The sequence below is a fragment of the Aliiroseovarius marinus genome (assembly GCF_004360145.1).
Lineage (GTDB): Bacteria > Pseudomonadota > Alphaproteobacteria > Rhodobacterales > Rhodobacteraceae > Aliiroseovarius > Aliiroseovarius marinus.
Map to the genome: position 1 here is coordinate 192246 of NZ_ML178714.1, position 12266 is coordinate 204511.

The following is a 12266-nucleotide window of genomic DNA, read 5'->3' on the forward strand; positions in this document are numbered from 1 at the left end:
GATCTCTCCGCGCCTTTTCTTTATTCTGCAGCGGCCTTGCCGCTGCCCGGTTTGGGGTCCGGTTCGGGTTGCAGCGCCTCGGCTGTGGCCGGGGGTGGGGTCTCGGTGACCACTGGCTCGGGGGTGTCCTCGGCAGGGGCCGGATCGTCCTCGACCCATTGCAGTTCGTGCAGTTCCTGTTTCTTGGCGGCCTTTTCCAACACCCTGTCACGGGCAATCTGGCCCGAGCTGTGTGCAAGACTTTCCAGAACCGTGAACGACCGATAGGCGCCCGCGGATACCCAGACCCGCAGGGCCAGCATGGACGGCGTGAAGACCAGCGTCAGAACAGTCGCGATGCCCAGACCGAAGACCACGGCGGTCGCCAGCTGCTTCCACCACAGCGCGGTCGGGCTGTCGATCGAATAGCCGCCGCCAAAGAAGTCCAACGACAGGCCGAACATCATCGGTGCCAGACCGGCCATCGTGGTGATGGTGGTTAGCAGAACGGGACGGATGCGCGCTTCGGCCGTGCGGGTGATCGCCTCTATCCGGGGCATATGGCTGGCATAGTCCTGATAGGTGTCGATCAACACGATGTTGTTGTTCACCACGATCCCCGCCAGCGCAACGATCCCGGTCCCGGTCATGATAATCGAGAACGGCTGTTGCATCACCATCATCCCGATCAGCACGCCCGTGGTGGACAGGACCACCGCCAAAAGCACCAGAACCGAGTTATAGATGCTGTTGAACTGCGCCAGAAGGATGATGAACATCAACCCAAGCGCGCCGATGAAAGCCTGCCCCAAGAAGGCTTGGCTTTCTGCCTCGTCTTCCTGATCGCCGGTCCATTCATAGCTGATACCATCTGGCAGGCCGGTCGTGTCGATCCAGTCGGTCAGCGTGGCAATACGCTCGGCAGGCGTGACGGGGGTGCGGGTTAGGTCCGCATTTTCGGCCATCAGCGCGTCGGCGTCTTCCAACGGGACGATCTGATCGAATCCACTGTCATCGGTCAGGCGCACGAGATCGCCGACCACAGCGGCTTTGATGTCGTAGTAGCGGCTTTGATCGACACGGTCGATTTGGGCGAAGCTTGGCACCGGCGTGCGGGTGACGAAGTTTGACAACGGCACCAACCCGCCCGGTGTGCGCAGACGTAGGGTGTCCAGTGTGGACAGCACGCGGTCTTCTTCTGGCAGGCGGACGCGGATCTCGATTTCCTCGTCCGAGCTGTCGACCCGCATTGTATCCAAGAGGATCCCGTTGGTGATCAGCTGCACCATGCCGCCCACGGTGGCGACGTTGGTGCCAAAGCGCCCAGCCTCGGCCACGTCAACTTGAAGCTGCCAGTCGATTCCGGGCAGGGGCAGAGTGTCTTCGATGGCGTTCAGGCCGGGGGTGCTTTCGAACTTTGCGACTGCAACTTCAGTCGCGGCTTGCAGGACCTCCCAATTGTCGCCCTTCAAGCGCAGATGCACGGGCTTGGCCGATGCCGGACCGCGGTTCAGGTTCAGAACTTCGATCCGAATGCCAGGGATGGTTTTCAGCGCTTCTTCCAGCCGCAGCATCACGGCATCGCCATCATATTCCGGGTCAATCTCGTGCGTTTTGAACGGGATGATGCCGAACAAAGGCGCGTCTTTCTCGATCGAGGGGCGGTCGGCCCAGGCGACAAGTTCGATCTGCAACTGCCCCACCGTGTCGCGCGGCCCCGAGGCGCCACCGGTGTTCTGGTTCAGACCGCCTGCGCCTGCAAAGGCAAAGACGCTTTCGATGCCCTTGGTGTTCAGCGCGATTTCCTCGGCCTGACGGACCATAGCGTCTTTTTCGGCCACACTCAGGTTGCCGCGTCCGCGCACGTACACGATGGCCTGTTCGGGCTCGCTGTCGGTGAAAAACTCGACCCCAAGGCTGTTGCGGCTGAAGGTGATGAAAGTGCCGACCACGAAGGTGACGACCAACGCGATCGAGACAATCGGCATGATCGGATTGCCCGCGATGAAGTGGATCACACGGCCAAACGCGGTGCGCTGATAGCCGCCGTGGATGTGATCATCTTCACGGTGCCACGGCATGTGCCAGTCGATGGAGCCCATCGCGATGGACGTCCCCGACGCCCCGATCAGGAACATCAGTGCGCCCGGCAGAATGGCCATCGCGCCCTCGATCGGGCTAGTGCCGCCGAAGATATAACCGGGGTTCAAAAGCTGCAGGGCCGACAGGAACAGCACATAGGCGAAGATCAGTGCCAGCGGCACCCGCACCCAGATCGGCGCGAATGACAGGGCTTTCGATAGTGTGCCAAACAGGCGGCTGATCCGGCCCGAAACCCCGCCGACCACCGGCAGATAGACCAGCGCCACCAGAAGCGAGGCAGAAAGCACGTAGATCAGCGTCTTGGGCAGCCAGCCCATGAACTGACCCGGAATGCCGGGCCAGAACAGCATCGGCAGGAAGGCACATAGCGTGGTCGCAGTCGAGCTGACGATGGGCCAGAACATCCGCTTGGCGGCCATCGTGTAGGCCTGCATGGGGCCGACTCCCAGCTTGATCTTCTTGTCCGCGTACTCAACCACCACGATGGCCCCGTCGACCAGCATCCCCACGGCCAAGATCAACCCGAACATCACGATGTTCGAGATTGTGACGCCAAGCGCGCCGAACAGGGCGAAGGTCAAAAGGAACGAGGTTGGGATTGCGAACCCCACCAGCAGGGCCGGGCGGGTGCCCAAGGCGCCCAGAACCACGATCATCACCAGCGCAATCGCGGTCACGACCGAGCCTTCCAGCTGGCGCACCATGCTGTCCACGATGATGGATTGGTCGTTCGAGGTACCGACCCAGACGGCTTTTTGCAGCTCGGGCGGCCATTCTTCGCGGGTTTCATCCACGACGCGGCGTACCTCGGCGGCGGTGCCGATCAAGTTGAAGCCTTTGCGTTTGACCACTTGCAGCGCCACGGTGGTGTCGCCGTTGAAGCGCGCCGTTCCTTCGCGGTCCTCAAAAGTCAGGCGGATCGTCGCCAGATCGCCCAGCGTGACGACGCTGTCGTCGTTCACTTTGATGGGCAGGTCATAGATGTCCTGCAGCTCGTCAAACGAGGACGGGATCTTGACGGCGGTCGAGCCCGTGGGCGTCTTGATATCCCCCGCTGCGATCAGCTGGTTGTTGTTTTGCACAACCGAGATCAGCTCGCCCGCGGTGACGTTATAGGCTTCCAGCTTCAAGGGGTCGATTTCGACCTCGATCATCTCGTCGCGATAGCCAGCTAGCGAGGCTTCCAGCACGCTGTCCAGCGCCTCGAGCCGGTCTTGCAGATCGCGTGCGATTTGGACCAGCGTGCGTTCAGGCACATTGCCGGTCAGGTTCACGATGATGATCGGAAATTCCGAGAAGTTGATCTCGTTCACCGAATAGCTATCGGCCCCCATTGGGAAATCCGCTTCGGCGTTGTTCATCGCGTCGCGCACGTCCGCCATGACCTTGGTCTTGTCCCAGCCGAACTCGAACTCCAGCGCCACACCGGCATAGCCCTCGGCCGCGGTGGCGGACATGGTTTTCAAGCCATCAATATCGGCCAGCTCGGTCTCCATCGGGCGGACCAGAAGCTGTTCGGCATCTGCGGCGGAAATGCCGGGGAAGGGGACCGAAACGAACAAAGCCGGAATTTCGATATCCGGCTCGCCTTCTTTCGGCAGGCTGACATAGGCAATCGTGCCTGCCAGAACCGACAGGATCACGAAGGCTATGACCATACGGGCCCGTTCAGAGGCCCAGTCGATGATCGCGGTCATAACCCGGTCTCCTGATAGGTGATCGCAAGGGCAGATCCGTCAGTGACATAATGGTGGCCGATGATGATCACGTCAGCGGCGTCCCCTAGGCCAGCGACCCAAACACCTTTCAGGCTGTCGCGCACAACGGTGATGGGCATGAAGCCCGCGATATCGCCGTCCAGTGCAACGCGCACGCCCAGATTGCCGTCGTCGTTCAGCGTCAGGGCGCTTTGCGGTAACAGATGCGCCTCGGTGCCTTGGCCGGTCGCCACGATCTCGGCAGTCTGTCCGGCGCGCACGGGCGCCTCGCCCTCGGCGGGGATCACTTCGACATCTACGCGGAAGGTGCGGGTAACGGGATCTGCGGTGTCGGCCACAAAGCTAACCGTGCCTTGCAGCATCCGGCCCGAGGCCAGACGGACAGTCGCCGTCAATCCGGTCGAGAGTTGGTCAACCAGAAGCTCGGACACGAAGCCCACGACGCGCACGGGATTGTATTGCACCAAGGTGGCGCAATCTGCGCCGGGCTGCAGCAGGGTGCCGATGTCGGCGGTGTCGGTTTCCAACTCGCCTGCAAAGGGCGCGCGGATTTCAAGGCGCTCGATCTCGCGCTCGGCGGCGGCAACAGCGGCGCTGGCCGACTGGATCGCGGCATCAGATGTGGCGGCGCCCGATTGGGCCGAAATGACGCCAGCCCGTGCAGCTTCCACGCCAGCACGGGCATTGGCGACGCGGGTGTCAGATGCAAAGCCACCTTCTGACAGTTTCTCGGCTGCTGTCAGATTGATGGTGGCCTCGTCCAACCGGGCTTGCGCCTCGATCACGCGGGCCTCGGCCTCGGGGGCGCGGGCCTTGGCTTCGGCCAGACGGGCCTTGGCTTCGGCAAGGCTGGCATCCCGCGTGCCGGGATCAAGGCGGCACATCACGTCGCCCTTGGCAACGGTCGTCCCCTTGGCAAGCTTATCGGAAATGACCTGACCCGAGGTTTCGGCGCGCAGCTCAACCCGGCGCGTCGCTTCAGTCCGACCACGGATGACGATAGGAGTTTCAATCTCGCGTGCGATAGACTTCAGAACGACAACCGAAAGGCCGGTTTGATCATCGTTGCTGTTCTTGGCTTCTGCCGTAATCTCGGCAGCCTCGGTCACACCGGCAGCTTCGTCTAAGGTATCGCGCTGGAACACAAGCATGAACAAGCCCGCAACGACCAGTAATGCGGTCAAAATAGGGAATAGGCGCATGACCCCTCCTGATGGGTAATGTTTTGCGGTTGAACATAGGTATTCCTGTTCGCGGTAACAAGCTTGCCCCTAGGTGAACTTGATCACGGTTTGTGATCGGAAAGATCGCCGAAACTGCTTTATCGCTCTGTCGGGTTGATGCCTCTTGGCATCGGGGCTTCGTTGGGGCAAAAGAAAGCGACTGAAATCGGAGGCAAACCCGTGAGCGACACAGACAGTTTCATTGATGAAGTGAGCGAAGAGGTTCGCCGGGATAAGCTGTATGGCATGATGCGCCGCTATGGCTGGATCGCGGTTGTGGCCGTGGTCGCCGTGGTGGGCGGTGCGGCCTATAACGAATGGCGCAAAGCCAGCGCACAGACCGCAGCCGAGGCGTTTGGAGACGCCATTTTGGAAGCGGAAGGCATCGAAGATCCGCAAGCCAGAATCGCAGCCCTTCAGGGGATCGCGGGCGAGGGCACACAAACCGCCATTCTGAACCTGCTGCTGGCGGGCGACAGTGGCGATGTTTCCGCCGATGCGCTGGGGCAGATTGCGGCTGATGCGTCGCTGCCCGATCATTTCCGCCATCTGGCAATGCTGCGCCTGGCGCAGATGCAGGATGATGCCGGATCGCTGGACGAGGTACGCAGCCTGCTGGCGCCGGTCGTTGTGGCCGGTGCGCCTTACCGTGTGCTGGGCGAAGAGGCCTTGGCCCTGGCCGAGCTGCGCGCAGGGGACGAAGCGGCGGCGATTAGCCGATTGCAGGCGCTTCTGCTGGACGATGAGGCCACGACAGCCTTGCGTCGTCGGGCAACTCAGTTGATTGTGGCGCTAGGGGGCACGCCAGAGGCATCCTGATCGTCAGGTTTTGCCACAAGCCTTTGATGAAATTTATAAGAGTCCTTTTTGGGGGGTTAACGTGAAATTCAAATTCAGCGCCGCGCTTCTTACCTCGATGAGCATTCTGGCAGCCTGTTCCACGCCGGAATACATCCTGCCGGGCGAGCGCGAGGATCTTCGCAGCCCGAACCCTCAGACTCTCGGGGCCGATGCCGCGGACGCGGCCATTGCTGCCCGCGCCGAAACCGAACAAGAGGACGGCCCGCGCCCCATCACTTTGCCCGCCACAGTGAACCACACCAGCTGGACCCATCTGGGCGGTTCGCCTTCGCATCAGGTGCAGCACGCATCATTGTCGGCCAATCCGCAGCTGATCTGGAGCGCGCCGATCGGGCAGGGCAATGACCGAAAACACCGCATCACGGCCGAACCCGTCGTGGCGGATGGCCGGATCTTCACGCTGGACAGCCGCGCTCAGGTGGTCGCGACCTCGACTGCGGGGGCAAGCCTTTGGGCGCGGGACCTGACACCGGGCTCGGATCGTTCGGATGATGCCTCGGGCGGCGGTCTGGCTTATGCGAACGGCACGCTGTTCGTGTCCTCGGGCTTTGGCATCGTGTCGGCACTGGACGCCGCGACCGGCAACGTGAAATGGCAACAACGCATGGACGCGCCCGGATCGGGTGCACCCGCAGCCGTGGGTGGTCTGGTATATGTGGTCAGCCGCGACAACACCGCATGGGCGATGGACGCCGCCACCGGCAAGGTGAAATGGCGCCTGACCGGCACGCCAAGCTCGGACGGCGTTGTGGGCGTCTCGTCGCCAGCGGTGACCGAGCGCGTGGTGCTGCTGCCGTTTGGGTCGGGTGAAATCGTTGCTGCTCTGAAAAAGGGTGGGACACGTACGTGGTCCAGCCTGATCGCGGGCGAACGCGTGGGCCGCGCCTATACTCAAGTCACTGATATCACGGGTGAACCCGTCGTGAAGAACGGCGTAATCTACACCGGTAGCTCGGCTGGGCGCACCGTTGCCCTGAACCTGTCGGGTGAACGCCTGTGGACCGCGAAAGAAGGCGCCACCAGCCCTGTCTGGGTCACGGGTGGTTCGGTCTTCATGGTCTCGGACGAAAGCGAAATCGTGCGTCTGGACGCGACCACTGGTGAACGCATCTGGGGTACGCGCCTGCCGTATTTCACCAAGCGCCAAGCGCGCAAGATCAAGCGTATCCACGCCAATCTTGGCCCGGTTCTGGCCGGTGGAAAGCTGTGGGTTGCGTCTTCGGACGGGTTCATGCGTGGCTATAATCCGGTGGATGGCAGCCTGATCACGCAGACCGCACTTCCCGGCGGCGCGGCTACGCGCCCGGTCGTCGTGAACGGTGTTGCCTACGTGGTCGCGCGCGACGGCAAACTTCTGGCTTTGCGCTGACTTAAAAACCGTGTATGCGGGGCGCTTGATGTGACCCGGAGATCAAAATGAGCTTCACCCTCGCCATTGTGGGGCGCCCGAATGTGGGCAAATCGACCCTGTTCAACCGACTGGTTGGCAAGCGTCTTGCGCTGGTGGATGACCAGCCGGGCGTAACCCGTGACCTGCGCGAAGGCGAGGCCCGGTTGGGGAACCTGCGGTTTACCGTGATCGACACGGCGGGTCTGGAAGAAGCGACGGATGAAAGCCTTCAGGGCCGGATGCGCCGCCTGACCGAACGCGCGGTGGAAATGGCTGACGCTTGCTTGTTCCTTGTGGACGGTCGCGCAGGGATCCTGCCTGCAGACGAAGTGTTTGCCGACATCCTGCGCCGCAAGAATGCCCACGTCATTCTGGCTGCCAACAAGGCCGAGGGCAAAGCCGCCGACGCTGGCGTGATCGAGGCCTATTCGCTTGGCCTTGGCGAGCCCGTGCGCATGTCTGCCGAACATGGCGAAGGCATGGGCGAGCTTTTGATGGCGCTGGAACCTATCGCCAAGGAATTCGAAGCCCGCGCGGCTGAATCCGCCCCCGAGACCGAGGTCGAGATCGATGCGGACAGCGACGAAGACGCCCCGGTTCTGCCGACCCGTGACAAGCCGCTTCAGGTCGCCGTCATTGGTCGCCCGAATGCGGGCAAGTCGACGTTGATCAACAAGCTGATCGGCGAAGAGCGTCTGCTGACCGGACCCGAAGCGGGGATCACCCGCGACTCGATTTCGCTGAAGTTCGACTGGAACGGAACGCCGACCCGGATTTTCGACACTGCTGGGATGCGTAAACGTGCGAAAGTACAAGAGAAGCTCGAAAAGCTGTCCGTATCTGACGGTTTGCGCGCGGTGAAATTCGCCGAGGTGGTTGTGGTCCTGCTGGACGCCGCCATTCCGTTCGAACAGCAAGACCTGCGTATCGCGGATCTAGCGGAACGCGAAGGCCGTGCCGTGGTCATCGCCGTGAACAAATGGGACGTCGAGCCCGAGAAGCAAGCCAAGTTGAAAGGCTTGCTGGAAGCCTTCAATCGCCTGCTGCCACAGCTGCGCGGGGCGCCTCTCGTGACAATCTCGGCCAAGACAGGCCGGGGAATGGACCGCCTGCACGAGGCCGTCATGCGCGCCTATGACGTGTGGAACCGCCGCGTGAAAACCGCACATCTGAACGGCTGGCTGGCCGAGATGGTTTCGGCGCACCCGCCCCCCGCACCGGGTGGTCGCCGCATCAAGCTGCGCTATATGACTCAGGCCAAGACGCGCCCGCCGGGGTTCATTGTGATGTGTTCGCATCCCGACAAGCTGCCCGACAGCTATTCACGCTACCTGATCAATGGTCTGCGTGAAGATTTCGACATGCCGGGCACGCCCATTCGCCTGACGATGCGTGGGCAGGGGGACAAGAACCCCTATAAAAACCGCAAGAAATCAACGCCCTCGCGGTTGCGGAAGCACCTTGGGAAAGGCCGTGCGGACGAATAGATCCTGCGCTGATCCTGCTGAAAACTACGAACTCCGCCCGCGACCAAACGGGCGGAGTTTCGCTTTTCCGGGGAAAATGACTCTCGGTTCGCGTCATTTCTCTGTCATGCTGAGACCCTAGCATTCAAAAAATCATACAACAGGACCGAGGTTCCCATGCCTATTACTCTGACACGCCGCGGTTTTCTGGCCAGCACCGCCGGCTTCATCGCGCTTCATCCATACTCTGTACAAGCATCTTCCAATCAGGCGCATCTGCGCATTATGGAGACAACCGACCTGCACGTGCATGTCTTCCCTTATGACTACTACTCGGATCGCGAGACCGATCGCGTCGGTCTGGCGCGCACAGCATCCCTGATCAATGATGTCCGGGCCGAGGCAACCAATTCGCTGCTTCTGGACAATGGCGACTTTTTACAGGGCAACCCGATGGGCGACTATATCGCCTATGAACGTGGCATGAAGGAAGGTGATACCCACCCGATCATCAATGCCATGAACACGCTTGGCTATGATGCCTCGACGCTGGGCAATCACGAGTTCAACTATGGTTTGGATTTCCTGATGAAATCTTTGGCCGGATCGAACTTTCCTGTGGTTTGTGCGAACGTCGCGAAACAGCTGGGCGCGACCCCGCGCGAAGACGACACGCTGTTGCCACCCTATGTGATCGTCGAACGTACCATCACCAATGGCGCAGGCACCACGCAACCCATCAAGATCGGGTTCATCGGCTTTGTGCCGCCACAAGTCATGAACTGGGACCGCCGCCATCTGGAAGGCAATGTGCAGGCGCGCGACATCGTCGAGGCCGCCAAGGCTTATATCCCGCAAATGCGCGAGGAAGGCGCAGATCTGATCATCGCGCTGTCGCATTCGGGCATCGGTGCGGCGGATCATTCGGATGGGATGGAGAACGCCTCGATCCCGCTGGCGGCCATTGATGGCATCGACGCGATCCTGACCGGGCATTCGCACCTTGTCTTCCCGTCCTCGACTTATGCCGATTTCCCCGGTGTGGATGTGGACCGCGGCACGATCATGAGCACCCCCGCCGTGATGGGCGGGTTTTGGGGCTCGCATATGGGTCTGATCGACCTCTTGATCGAACACGATGGCGGCGCATGGCGCGTGGTGTCCCACACGTCCGAGGCGCGCCCGATCTATAAACGGAACGAAGATCGCTCGATCACGGCTCTGGTCGATAGCGTATCGGCGGTTCTGGCCTCGGTCCAAACTGATCACGACGAGACGCTGGCCTATGTGCGCCGCGCGGTGGGTAAGACAGACGCCCCGCTGCACAGCTATTTCGCGCTGGTGGCGGATGATCCGTCCGTCCAGATCGTATCCAACGCCCAAACCTGGTACATCCAACAGATGATGCAGGGGACAGAACACGAAGGTCTGCCGATCCTGTCCGCCGCTGCGCCCTTCAAGGCGGGTGGCCGGGGTGGTCCGGACTATTACACCGATGTGGCTGTGGGGGATGTGGCGATCAAGAATGTCGCGGACCTGTACCTCTATCCCAACACGGTCCGGGCGGTCCGCATCAACGGTGCAACGGTGCGCGAATGGCTGGAACGGTCCGCGGGCATGTTCAACCAGATCGACGCGGGCAGCGAAGATGCTGTGCTTTTGAACCCTGACTTCCCGTCTTACAATTTCGACGTGATCGACGGCGTGACCTATGAAATCGATCTGAGCCAACCCTCGCGCTACAACAAGAAGGGCGAAGTTGTAGCCCCCGATGCCCATCGCATCGCGAATCTCAGCTTCAACGGGCAACCGATTGATGACGCGCAGGAGTTCATAGTTGCGACCAACAACTATCGCGCCGGAGGCGGCGGCAGCTTCCCCGGGGCGGATGGCTCGACGACGGTATTTGAAGGGCCAGATACCAACCGTGACGTGATCGTGCGCTATATCGTTGAACAGGGCACCGTCAGCCCTAAAGCCGACGCCAACTGGCGTTTTGCCCCGATGGAGGACACAACGGTCCTGTTTGAAACCGGACCCGCCGCAGCACCGCACGCGGGCAATGTGGAAGGCGTCACAATTGAAGAGGCAGGCACCAGCGATACGGGGTTTGCACTCTTCCGCATTACGCTCTAGCCACCAAAAAGGGCCGCCCGATACCGGCGGCCCTTATTTTCTTGCTCTAAATATCCTGGGGTGAGCCCCGGACGGGGCGAGGGGCAAAGCCCCTGCTTCAGTTCAGATAAGGCATCGGGTCCACGGGTTCGGTGCCCTTGAAGACAAGGAACTGGATCGCGTTATACCGGTTCTTGGTCGCCACGGCGATTTGCTGACCGCGCTTGACCTTCTGCCCCTTCTTCACCGTGATGCCGGAAATGAAGCTATAGGCCGTCTGGGTGCCATTGCCGTGGTCGATCACCACGATCTCTTCCCCTTCGACGTCCTTGGATACCAGCCGCACCGTGCCGCTGGCCGCGGCTTTCACCGGATCGCCTGGCTTGGCCGAGATCAGGATGTATCCCGCTTTTTCGGCATCAAACGCGCTGGTCACCTTGCCCGCGACGGGCAGGGACATCTGGGCTGCGCTGGCCTTGGTGCGGGTGTCAGACAGTTTCGGGGCCTCAGGGGTCTTGGGCGCAGGTTGTTTCACCTCGTTCTTCGGCAGAGCCTCGGCCGCCGACGGCGGGGTCGGCGTGGCCGATCCCTGACCGGGCTGCGAGATTCGGGTCTCTTTCACCGGGGCGGCGACTTTCACGGGGATCAGCAGGTGCTGTCCTTCGCGCACCGTTAGGCTGGAACCCAGCCCGTTCCAATCGGCCAAGGACCTTACCGACACGCCATAGTTGCGTGCGATTGAATAGGCTGTCTCGCCGCGTTCAACGCGGTGGCGGACGGGCTGTTGTCCTGAGACTTTGGGTGCGGTCGTCTTCGCCGGCGTGTTGCCGGCCCGATCAATAGCATCGCCAGCCAGCGTGGTGATGTTAATCTCGCCCTCGGGCTTGATCACACCGCTGGCAGGTTCCGCTACCCGGCGGGGCAGGGCCAGAAGCTCGCCTTCGCGCAGGGGCGCGTCCAGTGCCAGACCGTTATAGCGGCCCAGCTCGGCGGGGCTCATGCCGATACGGCTTGCAACATCGGCGACCGTGTCCCCGCGGTTGGCCAAGGCCACCTGATAGCCCGGATAGGAAATCACGCCTCGGTTATCGGGTTTGGGGCGTTGGGCGGTGCCGACAGATTGCGCGGCGTGGGCGGTGGACAGCTCGCCCCCAGCCAGACCGCGGAAATCCATGTCGAAATTCCCGCAGGCGGAAAGCGCCAGAAGCGATCCCAAAAGAAGTGTCGCGCGCGTTTTCGCCCCGCGACGCGTCTCGACATGCGGGGGCAGGCACGCAAATGTGCTGTGGAGTGGCATTGCTCGTCTCTTCCTCAATTCATGGGCCTGTTTGTCAGGCTCTGCATGTGACCCTTTTTGTGGGCCTTGTCATGATGTGGCTGGGATACCCCAACCGGACCCCGCCGTCGCGGG

The 12266-nt window shown here is 61.5% G+C and carries 7 protein-coding genes; 4 read left to right on the forward strand and 3 right to left on the reverse strand.

Annotation, left to right across the window (positions count from 1 at the left end):
• Window positions 1-20 precede the first annotated feature (20 nt).
• Together EOL43_RS05705 and EOL43_RS05710 are read right to left on the reverse strand one after the other, a co-directional pair.
• A complete protein-coding gene (locus EOL43_RS05705) occupies window positions 21-3779 on the reverse strand; it encodes an efflux RND transporter permease subunit (protein WP_133486442.1) in 3759 nt (1252 codons plus the stop codon).
• Window positions 3776-5002, reverse strand: a complete 1227-nt coding sequence (locus EOL43_RS05710; protein ID WP_133486444.1) for an efflux RND transporter periplasmic adaptor subunit — start codon at window positions 5000-5002, stop codon at window positions 3776-3778. The genes EOL43_RS05705 and EOL43_RS05710 overlap by 4 nt, the downstream gene beginning before the upstream one ends.
• A gap of 201 nt (window positions 5003-5203) precedes the next feature.
• Between EOL43_RS05710 and EOL43_RS05715 the strand changes: the two genes are divergently transcribed.
• From EOL43_RS05715 to EOL43_RS05730, 4 genes are all read left to right on the forward strand, one after another.
• The gene (locus tag EOL43_RS05715; protein WP_133486446.1) at window positions 5204-5842 is read left to right on the forward strand and encodes a tetratricopeptide repeat protein; all 639 of its coding nucleotides are present in this window, start codon (window positions 5204-5206) and stop codon (window positions 5840-5842) included.
• Window positions 5843-5903: 61 nt separating this feature from the next.
• A complete protein-coding gene (locus EOL43_RS05720; protein ID WP_240686472.1) occupies window positions 5904-7253 on the forward strand; it encodes a PQQ-like beta-propeller repeat protein in 1350 nt (449 codons plus the stop codon).
• A 47-nt stretch (window positions 7254-7300) separates the two neighbouring features.
• Window positions 7301-8761 (forward strand): ribosome biogenesis GTPase Der, encoded by a 1461-nt coding sequence (gene der / locus EOL43_RS05725; RefSeq protein ID WP_133486448.1) that lies wholly within the window; start codon window positions 7301-7303, stop codon window positions 8759-8761.
• Window positions 8762-8917: 156 nt separating this feature from the next.
• Window positions 8918-10876: a bifunctional 2',3'-cyclic-nucleotide 2'-phosphodiesterase/3'-nucleotidase gene (locus EOL43_RS05730; RefSeq protein ID WP_133486450.1), complete on the forward strand. Its 1959-nt coding sequence runs from the start codon at window positions 8918-8920 to the stop codon at window positions 10874-10876.
• A 97-nt stretch (window positions 10877-10973) separates the two neighbouring features.
• Here EOL43_RS05730 and EOL43_RS05735 read toward each other — a convergent pair whose 3' ends face one another.
• Window positions 10974-12152: a LysM peptidoglycan-binding domain-containing M23 family metallopeptidase gene (locus tag EOL43_RS05735; RefSeq protein WP_133486453.1), complete on the reverse strand. Its 1179-nt coding sequence runs from the start codon at window positions 12150-12152 to the stop codon at window positions 10974-10976.
• Between the last annotated feature and the right edge of the window lie 114 nt (window positions 12153-12266).